This is a genomic window from Pseudofrankia inefficax, from assembly GCF_000166135.1.
Lineage (GTDB): Bacteria > Actinomycetota > Actinomycetes > Frankiales > Frankiaceae > Pseudofrankia > Pseudofrankia inefficax.
Genome location: NC_014666.1, coordinates 7,313,021 through 7,333,213, shown reverse-complemented (window position 1 = coordinate 7,333,213; position 20,193 = coordinate 7,313,021). Strand labels below are relative to the sequence as shown.

Here is a 20,193-nt window from a genome sequence, read left to right as displayed (position 1 = left end):
GAAGCTGGTTCCCGCTGCCCGGAAGCCTAGCTTTCGGGGACGTCAGCCGCCCGGAACAGCTCGTTTGCCCTGATCGTCGCCTCGGTTGGTGCCCAGCTGGCCGGGCTGATGCCGGGCGCCGCGGTCAGGCTGGCCCGGCCGGCGCGGGCGTCGTGGTCGCGCGGCGCAGGCGGGGCCGGCCGGTCACCGGGAGGCTCAGCGGGGTGCGCCGGGCGAGCCAGACCAGCACCCCCGACCCGGCCAGCGCCGCCGCGACGATGAGCAGCGTCGACAGCGGTGCCGGTATCCGGTCGGGCAGCACCTTGACGAGGTTGTCGACGAACAGCGGATGGATCAGATAGACGCCGAACGACAGCTCCGAGCCCAGCCGTAGCAGCCGGTCCGCCCGGGAGCCCGGGGTGCGCCGGGCGGCCCACCACCGGCCAGCCGCGAACAGCCCGACGACGACGGCGGTCCCCCAGACGATCATGATGGGCTGGAACACCGACGCCGCGAAGGCAGGGCTGCGGCCGTGGTGGATCGAGGCCGCGTACCACAGCTGCGCGGCCGCCGCGCCGGCCAGGACGATCGCCGGGACCAGCCGCCGGTGCCGGTCGACCCAGCCGCGGATCCGGTCGAGCCGGGCCGCGGCGACCCCGCCGAGCAGCACCCAGAACAGGTACGTCGGCAGCAGGACGTGGCAGTAGTCCTGCAGCCAGCCGAGCACCCCGTCGCGCGGCGGCCCGTACTGGATCGCCACCAGAATGGCCGCCTCCAGCGCCGCGCTCCCCGCGAGCAGCAGCGCCAGATGATGGCGGGCCCGGCGCACCAGCGCCAGCAGCACCGGCAGGGCCAGGTAGATCTGCAACGAGACCAGCAGGAAGTACAGGTGGTAATGCGCGTTCCCGCTGAACAGCAGCCCGAAGTACTGCCGGATCCCGCCCAGAACGCCGTCGTCGCTGGTCCGGGCCCGCATCGCGGCCGCGCCGTAGACGGCGGTCCATGCCGCGTACGGGACGCCGACCAGCAGCAGGCGCCGCGCCCAGAACCTGCGCAGCCGGGGGCCGCGCGGCGGGCGGTCCGCGTAGCTGTGCACCAGGACGAAGCCGGTCAGGACGAAGAACGCCTCACGGGTGAAGTGCAGCAGGTTGAGCGCGGCGTTGCCGACGTAGCCGGAGCCGTCGATCGTCCCGCCGGTCGCGTGCACGCCGATCACCGCGACGAAGGTCAGCACCCGGACGACGTCGACCTCGTGGACGTGCTGGCGCCCGGCACCCGCTGGGGCGGCGACCGGCGTGCTGACCTCGGGCGTGCTCGTCGGCGCGTGCCGCGAGGCCTGGTCGGCGGCCTCGGTGGCCGCGAGGCCGGTGTGCGCCAGGTCGGTCGTCGGAGTCAGCGTCATCAGGCCGCCGCCGGGTCGCCGGCGGCCCGGTCGACGACGAGGCGGCGCAGCACCTTGCCGGTCTGGCCGACCGGGATGTCGTCCACGACCTCGATGCGGACCGGCCGTTTGAAACGGTCCAGCCGGGCCGCGCACCGGCGCGCGAGCTCGGCGGGCAGGCCGCCGGCACCGGCGCTCCGGAGCCGAGCGCCCGCGGGTTCCCGCTCGGCCCCGCGCGTCGGGGCGACGAGCTGGACGCGGGCGACCGGCACCTGCCCGAGAACGTCGTCCGGGACGCCGAAGACGACCGCCCGGGCGACCCGAGGGTCGGCGAGCAGCACCTCCTCGACCTCCCGCGGGAAGATCTTCTCGCCGCCGCGGTTGATGACGTCGTCGGTCCGGCCGACCAGGAACAGGTAGCCGTCGGCGTCGAGCCGGCCGAGGTCGCCGGTGTCCAGCCAGCCACCGGTGTGGAAACGCTCGCTGCCGGTCTCGCAGCCGGTGTCGCTGCCGGTCTCGGTCGCGTACCTGGCGATCACGCCGTGGCCGCGGATCTGGACCTGCCCGGTCTCGCCGGCTGGGCAGGGCCGCCCGGCCGGGTCCACGATCCTGACCTCGGAGCCGACCGGCCGTCCGACCGAGCCGGCTCGTCGACCGTCGCCCAGCGGGTTCGCGGTGATCTGGCTGGCGGCCTCCGTCATCCCGTAGGTCTCGACCACCGGCAGTCCGGTGACGCTCTCGAACCCGGTCAGGACGGCGGCCGGCAGCGGCGCGGAGGCCGACCGCACGAACCGCACCGCGCGGGTCTGGGCGCTCGACGGCGCCGGCTCCCGGGCGAGGATCGCCAGGATGGCGGGCACGGCGTTGATCCAGGTCACTCCGCTGGCCTCGATCAGGTCCCAGAAACCGCGCCGGTGAAAGCGCTGGTCGAGGACGAGCTCGCCGCCCCCGACCAGGGTCGCGAGCAGGCCGACGACCTCGGCGTTCACGTGGACCAACGGCAGCGGGTTGTAGCCGACGTCGGCGGCGGTCAGCCGGTGGTGGCGGGCGACGGCGGTCGCGACGTGCAGCAGCCGGCCGGTGTCGAGGAACACCTGTTTCGGCTTCCCGGTCGTGCCGGAGCTGGCCAGCAGCACGCCGCCGAGCTCATCGTGCCCGGCCGTGGCCAGCCCGGCGGTCTCGGCCCCGGTCTCGGCGGCGACCCCGGCCCCGGCTTGGCCGGCGGCCTCTGCCTGCCGGGCGGCCTCGGCCTCGACGGCGGTCTCGGCCCCGGTCTCGGCTTCGGTGGCGGCCAGGCGGCTGCCCTCGGGTGACCCGAAGAGGTAGGCGTCCGGCGTGACCATGCCGTCGCCGGCGCCGAGCACGGGGTCGGCGATGACGAGATCCGGGCTCAGCCGGCCGAGCGAGCGGGCGAGCTCGGGGCCGGGGGCCGCGGCCGGTACCGGGACGGCGCGCCGCCCGCCGGCGACGACCCCGAGATAGGCCAGCGCGAAGTCGAGCGGCTGCGCGACCGCGATCGTGACCGTGCCGCCGAGCGGCACCGCGCGCCGGTCGAGCTCGGCGCGCCAGCCGCGGACCGCCCGCCCGAGCTCCCCGTAGGTGAGCCGTCGCCCGCCGCGGGGGTCCGTGAGGTAGACGCGATGCGCGTCGGCGCCCCGGGCCTCGATGAGTGTGACAAGGCAACCGCCGCCGATTGTGGGAGCGAAACTCGCGTCATCCACTTCCGTCGTCATCGGCCTGACGTTTCTCGCCGTTCCTGAAAGCAGCTTGCGCGCGCCCTGAACGTTACCTGTGAGTGGCGATCCGGGCCGCCGCAGGCGTCGCCCGCCCACGATCTCCGTGGGCGGAGTGATCGTGTCTCCTTGCCCAGGTCAAGGCTGCCGCGCCGCTATTTCAGGGCCCTCGAAGGAGGGTCAGGAACTGGTACTCACACATGGCTGCCCTGTAACAACCCTTCAGGATCCGTTCAGCTTGCAAGACGACGGTCGGGGTGGCGGGGGCACGCGGAGGAGGATTTGAAACATGCGCGATACCGCACTACGACTACCGTCTCGGCAGGCAAAACCACGCAGCCGGGGCCTGACGATGGTGATCGACAACGGCCTGCCGACCAGCTACTTCCGGGACGCTGTCTCCAGTTCGACCGAGCTCATCGATCTGGTGAAGTTCGGCTGGGGGACCGCGCTGGTCACGGCCGACCTCGACCAGAAGATCGAGACCCTGCGGTCTCTCGGTATCGGCTACTTCTTCGGTGGCACACTGTTCGAGAAGCACGTCCTGCAGCGCCGTTTCGACGACTACCGCGCGTTCTGTCACGACTACGGCTGTAGCCATGTCGAGGTATCCAATGGAACGATCGAGCTGCCGAACCCCGAAAAAGATGATTACATCTCCCGGCTGGCCGACGATTTCACGGTCCTCAGCGAGGTTGGGTTCAAGGACGGGGAACGCTCCGAACGCCTCTCGCCGTCGCGGTGGGTCGAATACATCCGAGCCGACCTGGACGCGGGCGCGGACCTTGTGATCACCGAGGCCAGGGAGAGTGGCCGAAGCGGGATCTGCCGCCCCGACGGCCGGCTGCGTTTCGGGCTGATCGAGGACATCCTGGAAGCCGGGCTGCCCACCGACCAGCTGCTGTTCGAGGCGCCGACGAAGGAACTGCAGACCTATTTCGTCCGCCGGGTCGGGACGGACGTGAACCTCGGCAACATCGCGCCCACGGAGGTGATCGCACTGGAGACGCTGCGGCTGGGCCTGCGTTCCGACACGCTGCTCGACATCGAGGCCACGATCGACGGCGGCCGCCGTGCGTGAGCCCGGCGACGCCTTCCACCTGGCCATCCCGGCCTACGACCTCGACGCGACCGTGGCGTTCTACGTCGGACGACTCGGCTGCAAGCTGGCCAGGCGTTACGACGACCGGGTCACCCTCGACTTCTTCGGCGACCAGGTCGTCTGCCATCTGGCCGAACCACCGCAGGACGCTCCGGACGTGCCGCGAGCCGAGCCGCGGCTCTATCCGCGCCATTTCGGGATGACCTTCCGGCGGCCCGAGGACTTCGACGCGCTGGTGCGCCTCGTCGAGATCCGCAAGCTGCCGGTCTTCCGGCCGGTCGAACTCCGGTTCGAGGGCCTCGCCGAGGAGCACCGGACCCTGGTCCTGCGCGACCCCGCCGACAACCTGCTGGAGTTCAAGCACTACGTCGACCCGCGGATGATGTACTGACCCGCCGCGCCGGGCGGCCGGCCGCCCGAGGCGCATTGGGCTGATCGCCGTCCGCGCCCTCCGGCGGTCGTGAAGCGGCCGAAGCTACAACCAGTCCAGGGCCGAAACCGCGATCACGCCCGCGGTGGGGTGGCGGCGGTGTCGGGCAGCCCGTCGGCGGCGCGGCGGATCTCGGCGATATCGAGGCGGCTGCTGGCGAGCATCGCCTGGGTGGCCCGGTAGGCGCGGTCCGGGTCCGGGTCGCCGAGCAGGTCGAACAGGCCCGCGGGGACCACCTGCCAGGACAGGCCATACCGGTCCTTCAGCCAGCCGCACGAGCTTTCGGCGCCACCGCCGGCGATCAGGCCGTACCAGTAGTGGTCGACCTCCTCCTGCGACCCGCAGTGGATCATGATGGAGACGGCCTCGGTGAACGGGAACAGCGGCCCGCCGTTGAGCGCGATGTACTCCTGCCCGTCCAGCGAGAACCAGACGGTCTGCACGCTGCCCGGGGTCCCGGGGGTGTCCGGGCCGTAGTGGGTGACATCCAGGATCTTCGAGTTCGGGAAAAGCCCCACGTAGAACTCGGCGGCCTCGTGCGCCTGGTGGTCGAACCACAGGAACGTCGTCTGCTTGGGCATCCGCGCGGCCTCTCGCGTCGTGGTCGGCGCGGTCCGGCAGCATCCACAACCGCCCGCGCCCCGATCGTCGTTCGCACGATCGTCCTCGGTTGACCGGCAGTCCCCGGTCAACTCATCGGCGCGCCCCGAGCCGAGGCCGCGCCGGCCGCGTCGGTGACCAGGCCGAGCCGGTCAGCCGGTCGGGCCGGTGACCAGGGCGGGGATGTCGGCGACGCTGGCGAGCAGGTGGGTGTGCGGGACGGCGCCGAGCACGGTGGCGCTGACCTGGCCGGTCAGCACGCCGACGACGGCCGCCGCGCCCGCGTTGGTGCCGGCGCGCAGGTCGCGCACGGTGTCGCCGGCGACCAGCACCCGGGCCACGGCCGTCACCCCGGTCAGCTCCATCGCGCGGAAGATCATGTAGGGCGCCGGCCGCCCGCTCGGGACGTCGTCGGCGCAGACGACCGCGTCCAGCAGGCCGCCGTCCCAGCCGAGCGAGGCCAGCAGCGGGCCGACGACCGTCCGGTCGAACCCCGTCGTCAGCGCGATCCGGATCCCGTGCGCCCGCAGCGTGCCGAACGCCTCCACGACGCCGGGCATCGGCGTCGGCGGCCGGGTCCGGTAGGCGGCGTCCAGCCGGTCCCGGAAGTCTGTGAAGACCCGCTCCACGGTCGCGGCGTCCGGCTCGGCCGCGTCGGTGTCCGCGTAGGCCGGCGCGAGCAGCGCCCGGATCGCGGCCCGCTTGTCGGCACCCATCCACCGCTCGACGTCCGCGTCGGCCAGGACCAGTCCGGCGTGCGCGCCGGCCGCCTCGACGGCCGCCCGCAGGGCGGTGTAGACCGCGCCGTGCTCCTCCACGGTGGTGCCGGCGATGTCGAACACCGCCAGATCGACGCGAATCCGGTCGAGGTTCTCGGCGGCGCCAGCCGGGGCGTTCGCGACGAGCGCGGTGACGGAGTCGGTGGCCACGTGTTCACCTTTCCTGGAACGGCTGACTGCTCGGTGGGCGCGACGTGAACAGCCACCGAACACCTTCCCACGACGGTGACCAGCATTTCTCGGCCCCGAGTGTCAGGTGAGTCTCGTCCGGGCGACGACGTGCATTTCGGCGGGTCCGTCGGCCATGCTCGGCCCTATGCGGCTGGGTGCATTCGATCTGGTGGTGGCGGGCGCGGGAATCGTCGGCCTGGCGCACGCGGCGGAGGGATTGCGCCGCGGGCTGCGGGTCGCGGTCGTCGAGCGCGACGCGTTCGCCCGCGGCGCCTCGGTGCGCAACTTCGGCCACGGCTGCGTGACAGGTCAGGCCGGCGAGGCGCTCGGCTACGCGAAGGTGGCCAGGGAGCGCTGGCTGGAGCTCGGCCGGCTCGCCGGCTTCTACGCCGAGCCGACCGGCACGGTGGTCGCCGCGCGGTCGGCCGAGGAGCTGGCCGTGCTGCGCGAGTTCGCCGCGGCCGGCGTGGCCCCGGTCGAGGTGCTGGACGCGGACGGGGTGCGCGCGCGGGTGCCGGTGCGGGCGAAGGCGCTGGTCGGCGGCGCCTTCCTGCCGTGGGACGTCAGGGTGAACCCGCGGGAGGCCGTCGGCGCGATCGCCCGCTGGCTCGCCGCCGAGGGCGTCACCTTCTTCTGGCGTACGGCCGCCCTGGAGGCCGCACCGGGCGTGCTGCGCACCGCGCGCGGTGAGCTGGCGGCGCCCGCGATCGTGCTGGCCACCGGGCACGACCTCGACCGGCTCTACCCGGAGATCGCCGAGCGGGCCGAGGTCAGACGGTGCGTGTTGCAGATGCTGCGGGTCGCCGCGCCGCTCGCGCCCGGCGGGCTGGCCGTCGAACGGTTCGGGCCGGGCGTGCTGACCGGCCTGTCGCTGCTGCGCTACGCCGGTTTCGCGGACTGCCCGTCGCTGCCGGCGCTGCGGGCCCGGTTCGAGGCCGAGCGCCCCGACCTGCTCGCCGTCGACATGAACCTCATGTTCACCCAGCTTCCCGACGGGGACCTGCTCATCGGGGACACCCACGAGCGGGCCGTCACCCACCACCCGTTCCACGACGAGCGGGTCGACGACCTGCTGCTCGCCGAGACGGCGGACCTGCTCGGTGTCCCGGTCGCCGAGCTCGCGGTGCGGGAGCGGTGGCGCGGCTGCTACGCGACCGCCCCGGACCGGGAGTTCCTGGTCGAGAGCCCGCTGGCCGGCGTGCGGGTCGTCGCGGTGACCACCGGCATCGGCATGACGACCTGCCACGGTCTGGCGGCCCAGGTCGTCGCTGACCTGTGCGCATGACCGTTACCTGAACGGTTCCGTGTCCCAGCCCGCGGACCGGCCGGCTACAGCCGACTTTGCCAACTGATGTGCTGAAAATTAGCGTCGAGCGTTCGTCGCGTCATCGTCCGTTCTGGGTTAATTCTGCGTCCTTTCATTTTTTGGCGGGTAGTGGGCGTCAATGGCCGGGATGTTCGCCCATCGACAGGATTGCGCTCAACTTCCGTATACCAACTGGTCATGCGTGCACGTCACCGTTGCGCGGACAAGTCCGGAGCGAACTCACGGGGCCCGCTCGGACGCCCGCCCGGTTGGCCGGTGCCGTCGCTGACGGCAGGCGGTCGACCGTCGTGGCGCGCCCGCATCGAGGCGCCGTGGCTGCGCGCCGGAGGGAACGATCTGGCCCTGGGGGGCTCGTGAAGTTTGTAGGGAGTCGACCGGTCGGCCGGCAGCTGCAGCTGGTTGCCGCCGGAACGGTCGTCGTGGGCCTGCTCGCCGCCGCCTGCGGCGGGAGCAGCGGTTCGTCGAGCGGCGGAGGCGCCACGGCTGGCGCCAAGGTGGATGCTTCCAAGGCGACGTCTGCGGCCGACTTCGGTGGCATGGACGCGCTGGTCGCGGCGGCCAAGAAGGAGGGGCAGCTCAACGTCATCACCCTCCCGCCGGACTGGGCCAACTACGGCGAGATCATCAGCAGCTTCACCAAGAAGTACGGCATCAAGATCAACAGTGCCAACCCGGACGGCTCCAGCGCCGACGAGATCAGCGCGGTCAAGCAGCTCAAGGGCCAGAGCCGGGCGCCCGACGTGCTCGACGTCGGCAACTCCTTCGCGCTGCAGGCCGAGTCGGAGGGCCTGCTCGCCCCGTACAAGGTCGCGAGCTGGAACGACATCGACAGCGGCCTGAAGGACCCGGACGGCAAGTGGTTCGCCGACTACGGCGGCTACGTCTCGATCGGCTACGACTCGAAGGTCATCACTGACCCGCCGAAGAGCTTCGCCGACCTGAAGAAGCCCGAGTACAAGGGCAAGATCGCCATCAACGGTGACCCGACCCAGGCCGGCGCGGCGTTCGCCGCCGTCATGGCCGCGTCGCTCGCCAACGGCGGCTCGTTCGACAACATCATGCCCGGCATCCAGTACTTCGCCGACCTGCGCAAGAGCGGCAACTTCGTCCCGACCAAGGGCACTCCGGCCACCGTGCAGAGCGGCGAGACGCCGATCCTGCTCTGGTGGGACTACCTGAACGCGGGCTCGGTCGCCGACAAGATGTCCGGTGGCCAGTATAAGATCAACATTCCGAGTGACTCGTCCTACGCCGCGTACTACGACCAGGCGATCAACGCGACCGCGCCGCACCCGGCCGCCGCGCGCCTCTGGGAGGAGTACCTCTACTCGGCCGAGGGCCAGAACCTCTGGCTGAAGGGCCGGGCCCGCCCGGTCGAGCTCCCCGCGATGACCACGGCCGGCACGGTGGACAAGGCCCTGGCCGCCGCGCTCCCGCCGGCTCCGTCCGACACGAAGTACCCGACCGACGCGCAGCTGACCGCGGCGCAGAAGGTCCTCGCCGACAACTGGGCGAAGATGGTCGGGGGCGCGTGACGTGAGCTCGTCGGACGCCGGGGCCAGCTCTTGGCCTGAAGTAACAGAGGCGTCCACCGGTGCCGGGGCGGGCGACCGCCCCGGCACTGCCGCGTCCGCGCCCGACGGCGCCCCGCCGGCCGGCTCACCCGAGCCGGCCGGCGCCGCCGTAGCGGGCGGCGCGCGGCCGCTGGCCCGGATGGCCCAGCGGGTGGTTCGAGGGGACGGGCTGGCGCTGCTCGGCACCCTCCCCTTCTTCGCCTACGCGGTGATCTTCCTCGGGTTCCCGACCGTGGCGGTCATCGTGGACTCGTTCAAGACCGACGACGGCGCGTGGACGCTGGGCAACATCCGGACGAGCTTCGAGGGTCTCTACCGGACGGCGTTCATCACCAGCATCGAGGTCTCGCTGCTGACCGCGGCGATCGGCGTCGTCTTCGGCGGCCTGCTCGCGCAGGCGGTGCTGACGACCAAGCGCAACACCTGGCTGCGCCGGGTGGTCACCACCGCCTCCGGCGTGTTCGCGAACTTCGGCGGGGTCCCGCTGGCGTTCGCCTTCATCGCCACTCTCGGCACGACGGGCCTCGCCACCCGGTGGCTCAAGGACATCGGGATCAGCCTGTCGTCGTTGGGATTCAACCTTTACACATTCAGCGGTGTCGCCGTCGTCTACACCTACTTCCAGGTGCCGCTGATGGTGCTGGCGATCACGCCGGCGCTGGAGGGGCTGCGCCCGCAGTGGCGGGAGGCCGCGCAGGGCCTCGGCGCCTCGACCTGGGCCTTCTGGCGCCACGTCGGCCTGCCGGTGCTCTTCCCGTCGATCGCGGGCTCGTTCCTGCTGCTGTTCGGTAGCTCGTTCGCTGCCTACGCCACGGCGCAGGCCCTGACCGCCGGCACGGTCTCGCTGGTCCCGATCAAGATCGGCAACCTGGTCTCCGGGAACGTCATCGCCGGTAGCCAGAACGTGGGCAAGGCGCTGGGCTTCGAGATGATCCTGGTGATCGCGATCGTGATGGTCGGCTACACCCTGCTGACCCGGAGGGCGTCCCGATGGCTGCGGTGACGACAGAGGACCGGTTCGCCGCCCCGCCGGCGCCGGCGAGCGCCACGCGGGCGCGCCGCCCCGGCGGGAACCGAGCCTGGACGGTGATCCGGGTCAACGCCTGGCGCTGGGCCGTCTTCCTGGTGGCCGCGGTGTTCTTCCTGCTGCCGCTGGCCGCGTCGTTCGAGTTCAGCCTGCATGACCCGCATGGCGGCTACTCCTTCGCCTCGTACCGCCAGTTCGCGAAGATGCCGGGCTTCGGCTCGGCGCTGTGGCTGTCGGCCAAGCTGGCGCTGATGTCCGTCGTGATCATGCTCGCGCTGCTGGTCCCGACGATGACGTTGGTGCACCTGCGGTTCCCCTGGCTGCGGCGGGTGATCGAGACGATCACGGTGTTGCCGCTCGTGATCCCGCCGATCGTGCTCGTCGTGGGCTTCCTGGGGGCGTTCAGCTCGAAGGGGCCGTCCTGGATGCTGTCGTCGTCCTACGGCCTCGGCTTCGAGTACGTCATCCTCGCCCTGCCGTTCGCGTACCGGTCGCTGGACGCCGGCATGAGCGCGATCGACCTCAAGACGCTCGTCGAGGCGTCGCGCAGCCTCGGCGGCGGCTGGGCGACCGAGCTGTTCCGGGTCGTGCTGCCGAACCTGCGCACCGCGGTGCTCGGCGCGGCCGTCATGACCGTCGCGCTCGTACTCGGCGAGTTCGCGATGGCGAGCGTGCTGCTGTGGGTGACGTTCCCGGTCTGGGTGGTCTCGGTCGCCCAGACGCAGGCCGGCGTCTCGGTCGCGGTGTCGATGATGTCGCTGCTGCTGACCTGGATCCTGCTGATGCTGCTCATCACGCTTGGCAGCCGGCGCGGCCGCCAGGCGAACATCCTTGGGGGGTTCTAGCCGTGGGCGAGACCGCGATGGCGGACGAGACCGCCGGCGAGGCCGGCGGGGTCGAGGACACGGGCAAGACCGGCGAGGTCGCCGCGGCGGCCGCGCTCCCGGGACCGGGCGGGCCAGCCGGGACAGGCCTGGCCGGTCCGGTCGCGGGCGCGGTCGGGATCGAGATGCGCGACCTGCGCCGTTCCTACGGAGCGGTGCGGGCGCTTGACGGCCTGTCACTGACGATCAGCCCGGGCGAGCTGGTCGCGCTGCTCGGGCCCAGCGGCTGCGGCAAGACGACGGCGCTGCGGGCGCTCGCCGGCTTCGAGCGGCCCGACTCCGGCGAGATCGTCGTCGGCGGTACCGACGTCACCGGCGTCCCGGCGAACAAGCGCGGCATGGGCATGGTGTTCCAGGCCTACAGCCTGTTCCCGAACCTGACCGCGCTGGACAACGTCGCCTTCGGGCTGCGGCTGCGCCGGATGCCGGCCCGCAAGCGCAGGGCGCGTGCCGGTGAGCTGCTGGAGCTGGTCGGGCTCGGCGCGCAGGCCGGCCAGTACCAGCACCAACTGTCCGGCGGCCAGCAGCAGCGGGTCGCGCTCGCCCGCGCGCTCGCGATCGAACCGCGGGTGCTGCTGCTCGACGAGCCGCTCTCGGCGCTGGACGCCCAGGTGCGCGCCCAGCTGCGCGACGAGATCCGGTCGCTGCAGACCCGGCTCGGGATCACCACCCTGTTCGTCACGCACGACCAGGAGGAGGCGCTCTCGATGGCCGACCGGGTCGGCGTCATGCGCTCCGGGCAGCTGGAGCAGCTCGCCGCCCCCGAGATCGTCTACGCCTGGCCCGAGACGCCGTTCGTCGCCGAGTTCGTCGGCACGGTCAACCGGCTGCCCGGCACGCTCACCGACGGTGGCACCGTCGAGGTGACCGGGCAGCGGCTCCCCGTGCTGGAGGTCGGCTCCCAGAACCTGGCGGGCGACGTCGACGTCCTCGTCCGGCCCGAGGCGGTCGTCGTCACCGCCGTGTCCGACGGCGCGGCGGGCGACGGCCGAGGCTCGCTCGGACGGGTCGTGCAGCGTTCGTTCCGGGGCGCGATCACCCGCGTTCAGGTCGAGCTGCCCGGCGTCGCGCGCGCGGCCGTCGGTGGCAAGGGCAGCGCCGAACTCGCCGACGCCACCGCCGACACGGCGGGCCTCGTCGTCGCCGACGTGGCCACCATCCAGGTCGGTGACCTTGCCCCCGGCGCCGAGGTCCGGGTCACCCTCGCCGAGCGCCCGGTACTTGTCACGGCCCCGGCCCGAGCCTAGCCAGACCCCGCCGCCGGGCCTGACCGTCCGCCGGGCCAGTCTCGCCCGCCGGCCCGGCCTGGCGGGCCAGGCCAGCCATGATCGCCGTCTTGGCCCTGCCGTGGTTGCGAAACAGCCCGAATCGCGACCACGGGAGGGCTGAAAGGGCGATCTTGGCCGTGCCAGTGGGCTGTGGCGGCCGGCGGCGGGTGGGCGTGCGGCGGCGAGTGGTCGGTGTGCGATCGCGGGCGTTCGGTGCTGGGTGCTCGGCGCCGAGCGGAGGCTAGCCGGCGAGGGTGTCGAGGACCTGTTGGCCGTACTTGGCGAGCTTGTTCTCGCCGACGCCGCTGATGGTGGCGAGGTCGGACAGCGTCGAGGGCGCGCGGCTGGCGATCTCGCGCAGGGTGGCGTCGTGGAAGATGACGTACGCAGGGACGCCCTGCTCCTTCGCGGTGGCGCCGCGCCACGCGCGCAGGCGCTCGAAGACCTCGAGGTCCGCGGCCGACAGGTCGACCACCGCGCGCTTGGCCTTGCCGTCCGCGGAGCCGCCGCCGGATCTGGCGCTGGACCCGGCCCTGGCGACCCGTTCGGGATCGCGGCGCATGGGCACCTTGCGTTCGCCCCGCAGCACTTCGGCGCTGGTGTCGGTGAGCACGAGCGTGCCGTGCTCACCCTCGACGGTGAGCAGTCCCTGGGCGAGCAGCTGCCGGACGACCCCGCGCCACTGCGACTCGTTCAGCTCGGTGCCCACGCCGAAGACGGTCAGGGTCTGGTGCTCGTGCTGGGTCACCTTCGGGGTGGCCCGGCCCAGCAGGATGTCGATGTGGTGCCCGGCGCCGAACTTCTGCCGCCGCTCCCGGGCCATCCGCAGTACCGCGGACAGCAGCTTCTGCGCGGGGACCGTGCCGTCCCAGGTCTCCGGCGGGTGCTGGCAGGTGTCGCAGTTGCCGCAGGCGGCGCGGCCCTCCTGGCCGAAGTAGGCCAGCAGCCCCGCCCGGCGGCACTCGACCGTCTCGCACAGCGCGAGCATGGCGTCGAGGTGGACACCCTGGCGGCGGCGGTGCTGGGCGTCGCCGTCCCCTGAGTCGATCATCTTGCGGAGCTGGACGACGTCCTGCAGGCCGTAGGCGAGCCAGGCGGTCGACGGCAGCCCGTCACGGCCGGCCCGGCCGGTCTCCTGGTAGTAGCCCTCGACCGACTTCGGCAGGTCGAGGTGGGCGACGAAGCGCACGTCGGGCTTGTCGATGCCCATGCCGAAGGCGATCGTCGCGACCATCACCAGCCCGTCCTCGCGCAGGAAGCGGGCCTGGTTCGTCGCGCGGAGCCGGGAGTCGAGGCCGGCGTGGTACGGCAGCGCCTTGATCCCGTTCGAAGCGAGGAAGTCGGCCGTCTGCTCGACCGACGAGCGCGACAGGCAGTAGACGATGCCCGCCTCACCGGCGTGCTCGGTCCGTAGCAGGTCGAGCAGCTGCTTCTTCGGCTCCTTCTTCGGGACGATGCGGTAGGAGATGTTCGGCCGGTCGAAGTCGGCGACGAAGTGCCGGGCGTTCGCCAGGCCGAGCCGCTGGGTGATCTCCTGGTGCGTGGCCGGGGTGGCGGTCGCCGTCAGCGCGACCCGCGGCACCTCCGGCCAGCGCTCGTGCAGCGTGGACAGCTCCAGGTAGTCGGGCCGGAAGTCGTGGCCCCACTGGGCGACACAGTGCGCCTCGTCGATCGCGAACAGCGAGATCCTGCCCCGGTCGAACAGGTCACCCGTCGACGGCAGCCGCAGCCGCTCCGGCGCGAGGTAGAGCAGGTCCAGCTCGCCGGCGACGAACAGGGCCTCGACCGTCCTGCGCTGGCCCGGGTCCTGCGTCGAGTTGAGGAAGTCGGCCCGGACGCCGAGCGCCCGCAGCGCGTCCACCTGGTCCTGCATGAGCGCGATGAGCGGCGAGATGACGATCCCGGTGCCCGGCCGGACCAGGGCCGGGATCTGGTAGCACAGCGACTTCCCGCCCCCGGTGGGCATGAGCACGAGCGCGTCCCCACCGCCGACGACGTGCTCGATGATCTCGCCCTGGCCCGGCCGGAACGTCTCGTACCCGAAGACCCGTCGCAGCACCTGCCCCGCGGCGCTGGGCGTCGCGGCACCGCGCGCGCCGGCACCGGCCGGGCGCTCGGCGCCACCCGGCGCTTCGGCGTCTGCTGGTGAAGCGGTCTCGGCCGGCTCGGTCAGCGGCAAGGTCACCCCGCCACTGTAGGAGCCAGGTCCGACACCGGCGTCACCCGCCGGCTACCTGTGGACAACCGGGCACGCCGCCGCGACCGGTTCCGCGCCTCGCCGCGGCGGGCGGGCCCGCCCGCGGCCCGTCACTCCAGCCAGGGCAGCTGGACGCGGTGGTCGGTGCCGTGCGGCGGGGTGACGAAGCCGTTCTCGACGAGCCAGTAGAGGTACTGGGGGTCGGTCAGGCCCACCCGGTCGGCCAGCCCGAGCCGCAGCGCGCGGTCGCGGACGGGGCGCAGCCGTTCGCGGATGGCCTCCTCGGTGACGCCGCCGAGGTGACGGCCGGTGGCCTCCAGCGTCCGCGGCTTCGCCGGCAGCCGGGGTGGCCAGGCCAGCAGCTCGGCGAACACGTGCCGCAGCGCCGCGTCCTGCTTCTCGGTCAGCGGCGTCGGCGGCGGCGGTGTGAACGTGATGGTCGTGGTGTTCCGCGCCGGGCTCGGGCCGGCCTTCGTGATCGGCAGCCGGTCGGCCTCGAGCAGCACCCAGTGGTGCGTGCCGCCCGGCTTGTCGACCGGCTCGGCGTTGAGAACCCGGATCGCGGCTCGCGGCCAGGAGATGTGCTCGGTCGCGGACATCTTCCGCGGCGCCTGACCCCACGGGTGAAGGACCGCGCCGTGCCGGTTGGGTACGGAGACCTCCCAGCCGGACTCGGTGGCCGTCACCACGACCGCCTTGCGGGAGATGCCCTCGCTCCACACCTCGACCCCGAGCGCCAGCATTCCCTCGCGGCCGATGTCCAGGGTCCCGCCGATGTCGATCCTGGTACCGGACGCCTTCTGCGCCCGCTGCGGCGTGTACTCGTAGACCAGGACCCACCGCTCCTGGCCGATCAGCGGCTCGGCGCCCCTCATCGCGCTGTCCCCTCGGTCTAGTCGGACGTCTCGTGGTTTCGCGGTTCGCGCGTCACACAGCCAGATGAGGGAAGGTGACGCGATGAACGGCAGTGCTCAACGGGGCGCGCGGGTGGCGTGGGCCCGGCGTCCCGGAGCCGGTCGGCCGCCGCCGTTCCGGTCGGCGGGCCGCCCGGCGCTACCCCCCCCGTATGAGGCAGCGACGGGCGTGCCAGGTCTGGCGGGGGCGGAGCGCGGGAGAGCGCGGCTCCGCCCCCGCGGCAGGCCCCAGGACCAGGCCGCCGAGCCCCCGCGGCGGCGGCACTGGTACCGGGGCATGGTCACATTGTAGGTTCAGATGTAATTTGCATCCTGTATATGCAGGAAGAAATTTCCGTCCAGCCTACGGTGTGGTTGCCTGGATTGGTCAACCGGGTACGGGCGGCTGTGGTGGGGGGATGGAGGATCTCGTCATGGTTCCCGCGCGGTCGGATGCAGACAGGGCGACGAACGCGGTCTTGGCGCGCCGGCGGCTCGCCCAGGGCCTGCGGCGCTATCGGCAGCGGGCCGGACTCACCATCGAGGACCTGGCGCGCGGGCTGGAGTGCTCCGCGGCGAAGGTCAGCCGGATGGAGACCGGGATCTCCGGGATCCGGATCCAGGACCTCACCGCGATCACCCACCTGATCGACTTCGCCGAGTCCGAACGCCGTGACCTGGAGGAGCTGGTCCGGCGCGCCCGCGGCCGGGAATGGTGGCAGGAGTTCTCCGACGTCGTCCCGCCCGGTTCGGGGACCTTCTTCGGTCTGGAGGACGGCGCGGCCACGATCGAGATCCACGCCACCTCCCTGATCCCGGGCCTGCTGCAGACCGCCGACTACGCGCGGGCGCTGGTGGGCTCGGTCAACGGCGTGGCCCCCGAGTTGCTGACCCGCCGCGTCGCGCTGCGCCAGCGCCGGCAACGGCTACTCGACCGGCCCGACGCGCCCAGGCTCACCGTCCTGATGGATGAGGCCGTGCTGCGCCGGACGATCGGCGACGGCCCGCTGATGGCCGCGCAGTGGGAGCACGTGCTGCGGTGCGCCGAGAGCGCCGGGGTCGTGGTGCAGATCGTCCGGTCCGACGCGCCCGTCCACCCGGCCGAGGGCGTCGGCTTCACGCTGTTCAGCTTCGAGGACCAGGACCTCAGCCCGGTCGTCTTCGCCGAGGCACTGGGCCAGCAGACCTTCGTCGACGAACCGGACCCGGTCCGGGTCTATGTCGACGCACTCGCCAGCGCGCAGCGAGTTGCGCAGGCCCCGGACATATCGCTGGAGATGATGAGTAAACGCGTGAAGGAGCTGAGAACCGGCGGCTGACCGCGCCATTTCCGGGGCGGTCGGCGGGGCGGCTAGCACCCCGGACGTTCGAGCTCCCCCCGAGGAAGCTCGAACTCACCGTTGTGCACGCCACGGAGAAAAGCGGCCCACTCGGTGGTGGTGAACAGCAGCACCGGCCCGGCCGGGTCCTTCGAGTCCCGCATCGCGATGCCGGTCGACGCGAAAGCGACGTCGACGCAGGCGTTTTCGATTCCACAGAAACTGGTGCGGCGCCACTCCAGGGGCGACGGCGTCTTGGTATCACCTCCGGCTTCGGCCTCCAGGCGCGATCCGCGACTGGGCGTCTGGTTGGTCACCATGCCCCTTCCTCCTCTGTGAACGGGGGCGCTGCGCGCGAGCCAGGCGGACGGCAGCCGTCTCACCCCCCGCCTGAGACGGCTGCCGTCCTGGTGTCCACGGCCCGTGTGGCTGTGCACGTCTCGATCAAACGGGAGTCCATTCAAGATCACTAGCCTGCGCTGGAGCAGGGTCACGTTCCACGGCTCTGGCGGCGCGTGGAAAAGCCGCCCGGCGCGGTTCCCGGAGACGCACAATGCGGACGCGCACATCCCGCGCGGCGACCGGCGCATGGGAGTCGCTATCGTCACCTCGCGCGGCCTGATGAACGAGCACCACATCTCGCGGCAACGGTGCCGTCGTCCTGACGCTCCGAGTACCATCTCGGCCCGGCTGGCTGCCCGGACGAGCAGCACAACGGCATTTCCACGGGGGATCTGATGTCTGACGCCGGATTCTGGGTCGGGCCGGTTGCGGCGCCCGACAAATATCGCCTGGTCGAGAACGTGGGCGGGGGCGGCGAGGGCGAGGTGTGGCGCGCGCATCTTCAGCTTTCGATGTCGGGCCGCAGTACCGTCGCCGTGAAGATCATGCCCGCCTGGCCCGGCGACGAGGCCGACTGGGAGAAGACCGACCGGCTGCTCAGCACGCTGCGGCACCCCGGCCTCGTCCGGGTCACCGACGTGTTCACCGGGCCGAAGCTGCACCCCGCGGGTCTCGCCGATCCCGGGACCCGGTTCGGCTACGTCGTCATGGACTTCGTCGAGGGCATGACGCTGCGGGAGTGGTGCGACGAGCACCCGGAGGCGCTGGTCTCCGAGCGGATCCGGAAGCTGCGCAACGTCGCCGGGGCGCTGGACGAGATGCATTCGGGCCGGCTGACGGCCGTGCCGGTCGCGCACGGCGACGTGAAGCCGGCCAACATCGTGGTCGACCGGGACGGCAGCACCATGCTGGTCGACCTGGGGCTCGCCCGGCTGACCGACGCGACCGGGGTGTCCGGCCGCAGCGCGCCCTACGCGGCCCCCGAGCTGCGCCTGCACGGCGCGATGGCGACGACGTCGGCCGACTGGTACGCCTTCGCGGCCACGACCGCGCAGATCCTGCTCGGCGAGAAGCTGCCGACCACCCGGGAGGGCTGGCTGGACGAGGCGGCGCTCGCCGAGATGCTGCACCGTGACGAGCTGACCGGCCGGCGCCCCGCCCTGATCCAGCACGTCCTGCGGCCGCTCGCCGCCCCGCCGGAGCAGCGGCCGGGCCAGGCGGGCGGCCCGCTGCCCGACACGTTGACCCACTGGCTGGACGCCGCGGCCGACACGCTGTCCCAGAAGACCGCGACCAGCGGCCGCCGGACGACGTCGTCCTCGGCGGCGCCGGTTCCGGCAGCTCCGTCCCAGCTGACGCCGGTCGAGGCTCCGCAGGTACGGGCAAACCCCTCGCGGGTGGTCCCCGTTCAGCCAGCCCCGGCCCAGGCCGTGCCAGTTCAGGCGGTGCCGGTTCAGGTGTCGTCGGCCCAGGCGCCCGCGGCGGCCGAGGAGGCTCAGCCGGCTCCGGTCGAAGCGCCGGCGGCCCAGGCGGCCGCACTTCCGGCCGCGCCGGTCGAGGAGCCAGTGGTTTCGTCGTCCGCGCCGGCTCCGGCCGAGACTCCACCGGCTCAGGAGCCCTCGGCTCAGGGTGCCCTGGCGCAGACCTCCGGCGCGGCGACCGCGAGCGCCACCGGGTTGCTCGACCGGAGCGGGCTGGCCGGCCCCGAGTCGCTGCCGGGAACACCCCAGCTGGTCGCCGCGGGGACCGGGGCCGCGGTCCAGCGGCCGGCGGACGAGGAACTGACCCAGATCCGCCGGGGCCCTGGCGAAGCCCAGCCCGGCGGCGCGCACTACGGCTGGCCGCCCGGCGGGCCGGGCCTTCCCGGCCAGCCCGGCTTCCCACCCCAGCGCCCCGGGCCCCCCAGAGCGCACCCGGCCTGGACGATCCCGGTTGTGATCGCCGCAGCGGTCGCGGCCGTGGTGCTCCTCGGCTCGGTGACCGTCGTGATCATCAAGTTCGGGGCCGGCTCCGGCTCGGGCAACGGCCCGCGCGTGATCGCCGGCACTCACCCGTCAGTAAGCAGTGGGCCCGCCGCCACGCACAGCCTGGCCGACACCGAGGCCGCGTCCGGTTCGCCGGCCGCGGGGTCCAGCGCGGCTCCCGGCGGTACGTCCAATGGCGGTTCCGGCGCGGTGGCGCCCGTGATCCCGGCCCCGAACGACCCGGGTGGCCAGAACGACCAGCCGGCGAACGTGCCCCCGGCGCAGACCTCGGGCTTCCACGCGGCGCGTACGCTGTCGGGCCACACCAGCCGGGTGCAGGGCGTCGCCGTCTCCCCGAACGGGCGCACGGTCGCCAGCGCCAGCGACGACGGGACCGCGCGGCTGTGGGACGAGTCCACCGGTCAGCAGCTCGCCGTGCTGCCCGGTTCGGGCAAGCAGGTGTCGGTGGCGTTCTCGCCCGACGGGAGCCTGCTGGCCGTCACCGCCGAGAACCGGTCGGTCGGGCTGTGGCGGGTGTCCAGCCCGTCGTCCCCACAGCAGGTGGGCACCCTGACCGGCTTCGGCGGCGAGGTGTGGGCGGTGGCGTTCTCGCCGCTGGGCGGCGGCATCCTGGCGACCGGCAGCGCCGACGGCACGATCCGGCTGTGGAACGTCGCCGACCCGTCGTCGCCCCAGCAGCTGTCCAGCGTGAACCCCGGCGACAACCAGATCTGGACCGTGGAGTTCTCGCCCAACGGGCGCACCCTCGCCAGCGGCAGCCAGCGCGGTCAGATCCGGCTGTGGAACGTCGCCGACGCGTCGTCGCCCGGCATGTTCGGCACGTTGAGCGGCCACACGGGAGTGGTGATGTCCGTGGCGTTCTCCCCGGACGGCGCCACCCTCGCCAGCGGCAGCACCGACGCCACGATGCGGACCTGGAGCGTCTCGGGCCAGCGCCTGCTGAGCACCCGCGGCTTCAACAACGAGGTCTGGGAGGTCGTGTTCGCGCCTGGCGGGGGCACCGTGGCCGTCGCCTGCCGGGACCAGACGGTGCAGGTCTGGAACCTCGCCAACCCGCAGTCGCCGAGCTCGGTGGCCACCCTGAACGGTCACGGCGACCTGGTGTCGTCGGTGGCCTGGGTGCCGGGCGGGCGCACCATCGTCAGCGGTAGCTGGGACACGACGGTACGGCTGTGGACGTCGGGCTGACCGCCCCGTGGCCC

16 protein-coding genes are annotated in these 20,193 nt (G+C 72.5%); 9 read left to right on the top strand and 7 right to left on the bottom strand.

The annotated features are described in order from the left end of the window. Positions 1–124 precede the first annotated feature (124 nt). Both FRAEUI1C_RS29590 and FRAEUI1C_RS29585 read right to left on the bottom strand, forming a co-directional pair. Positions 125–1,381, bottom strand: a complete 1,257-nt coding sequence (locus FRAEUI1C_RS29590; RefSeq protein WP_013427058.1) for an acyltransferase — start codon at positions 1,379–1,381, stop codon at positions 125–127. Beyond that, the gene (locus FRAEUI1C_RS29585; RefSeq protein ID WP_013427057.1) at positions 1,381–3,093 is read right to left on the bottom strand and encodes an AMP-binding protein; all 1,713 of its coding nucleotides are present in this window, start codon (positions 3,091–3,093) and stop codon (positions 1,381–1,383) included. Before FRAEUI1C_RS29585 ends, FRAEUI1C_RS29590 begins: the two co-directional genes overlap by 1 nt. Positions 3,094–3,382: 289 nt before the next feature. Between FRAEUI1C_RS29585 and FRAEUI1C_RS29580 the strand changes: the two genes are divergently transcribed. Both FRAEUI1C_RS29580 and FRAEUI1C_RS29575 read left to right on the top strand, forming a co-directional pair. Further along, positions 3,383–4,174, top strand: coding sequence for a phosphosulfolactate synthase (locus tag FRAEUI1C_RS29580; RefSeq protein ID WP_013427056.1), 792 nt, complete (start codon positions 3,383–3,385; stop codon positions 4,172–4,174). Further along, positions 4,167–4,586, top strand: coding sequence for a VOC family protein (locus FRAEUI1C_RS29575; protein ID WP_013427055.1), 420 nt, complete (start codon positions 4,167–4,169; stop codon positions 4,584–4,586). The genes FRAEUI1C_RS29580 and FRAEUI1C_RS29575 overlap by 8 nt, the downstream gene beginning before the upstream one ends. A gap of 113 nt (positions 4,587–4,699) precedes the next feature. Here the strand turns inward: FRAEUI1C_RS29575 and FRAEUI1C_RS29570 are convergent, their stop codons facing one another. Both FRAEUI1C_RS29570 and FRAEUI1C_RS29565 read right to left on the bottom strand, forming a co-directional pair. Next, the gene (locus tag FRAEUI1C_RS29570) at positions 4,700–5,206 is read right to left on the bottom strand and encodes a VOC family protein (RefSeq protein ID WP_013427054.1); all 507 of its coding nucleotides are present in this window, start codon (positions 5,204–5,206) and stop codon (positions 4,700–4,702) included. Positions 5,207–5,377: 171 nt separating this feature from the next. Continuing rightward, a complete protein-coding gene (locus FRAEUI1C_RS29565; protein WP_013427053.1) occupies positions 5,378–6,154 on the bottom strand; it encodes a phosphonatase-like hydrolase in 777 nt (258 codons plus the stop codon). Positions 6,155–6,320: 166 nt separating this feature from the next. Between FRAEUI1C_RS29565 and FRAEUI1C_RS29560 the strand changes: the two genes are divergently transcribed. From FRAEUI1C_RS29560 to FRAEUI1C_RS29540, 5 genes are all read left to right on the top strand, one after another. Continuing rightward, positions 6,321–7,460, top strand: coding sequence for a TIGR03364 family FAD-dependent oxidoreductase (locus FRAEUI1C_RS29560; RefSeq protein ID WP_198318654.1), 1,140 nt, complete (start codon positions 6,321–6,323; stop codon positions 7,458–7,460). Positions 7,461–7,855: 395 nt separating this feature from the next. Next, positions 7,856–9,037, top strand: a complete 1,182-nt coding sequence (locus tag FRAEUI1C_RS29555; RefSeq protein WP_013427051.1) for an ABC transporter substrate-binding protein — start codon at positions 7,856–7,858, stop codon at positions 9,035–9,037. 190 nt (positions 9,038–9,227) lie between these two features. Next, positions 9,228–10,079 carry an ABC transporter permease gene (locus FRAEUI1C_RS29550; protein ID WP_198318653.1) on the top strand — a complete coding sequence of 284 codons (852 nt, stop codon included), beginning with the start codon at positions 9,228–9,230 and terminating at the stop codon, positions 10,077–10,079. Next, positions 10,076–10,948 (top strand): ABC transporter permease, encoded by an 873-nt coding sequence (locus FRAEUI1C_RS29545; RefSeq protein ID WP_157735083.1) that lies wholly within the window; start codon positions 10,076–10,078, stop codon positions 10,946–10,948. Before FRAEUI1C_RS29550 ends, FRAEUI1C_RS29545 begins: the two co-directional genes overlap by 4 nt. Positions 10,949–10,950: 2 nt before the next feature. Beyond that, a complete protein-coding gene (locus tag FRAEUI1C_RS29540; protein WP_198318652.1) occupies positions 10,951–12,234 on the top strand; it encodes an ABC transporter ATP-binding protein in 1,284 nt (427 codons plus the stop codon). 262 nt (positions 12,235–12,496) lie between these two features. Here the strand turns inward: FRAEUI1C_RS29540 and recQ are convergent, their stop codons facing one another. Both recQ and FRAEUI1C_RS29530 read right to left on the bottom strand, forming a co-directional pair. Continuing rightward, a complete protein-coding gene (recQ, locus tag FRAEUI1C_RS29535; RefSeq protein ID WP_013427047.1) occupies positions 12,497–14,440 on the bottom strand; it encodes a DNA helicase RecQ in 1,944 nt (647 codons plus the stop codon). Positions 14,441–14,562: 122 nt separating this feature from the next. Beyond that, positions 14,563–15,327 carry a hypothetical protein gene (locus FRAEUI1C_RS29530; RefSeq protein ID WP_013427046.1) on the bottom strand — a complete coding sequence of 255 codons (765 nt, stop codon included), beginning with the start codon at positions 15,325–15,327 and terminating at the stop codon, positions 14,563–14,565. A gap of 437 nt (positions 15,328–15,764) precedes the next feature. On the opposite strand from FRAEUI1C_RS29530, the gene FRAEUI1C_RS29525 reads away from it, so the two are divergent. Continuing rightward, positions 15,765–16,664, top strand: a complete 900-nt coding sequence (locus FRAEUI1C_RS29525) for a helix-turn-helix domain-containing protein (protein ID WP_232425173.1) — start codon at positions 15,765–15,767, stop codon at positions 16,662–16,664. Positions 16,665–16,696: 32 nt separating this feature from the next. Here the strand turns inward: FRAEUI1C_RS29525 and FRAEUI1C_RS29520 are convergent, their stop codons facing one another. Then, positions 16,697–16,984 (bottom strand): DUF397 domain-containing protein, encoded by a 288-nt coding sequence (locus FRAEUI1C_RS29520; RefSeq protein WP_013427044.1) that lies wholly within the window; start codon positions 16,982–16,984, stop codon positions 16,697–16,699. 417 nt (positions 16,985–17,401) lie between these two features. Between FRAEUI1C_RS29520 and FRAEUI1C_RS36795 the strand changes: the two genes are divergently transcribed. Continuing rightward, positions 17,402–20,179 (top strand): protein kinase family protein, encoded by a 2,778-nt coding sequence (locus tag FRAEUI1C_RS36795; protein WP_013427043.1) that lies wholly within the window; start codon positions 17,402–17,404, stop codon positions 20,177–20,179. Positions 20,180–20,193 lie beyond the last annotated feature (14 nt).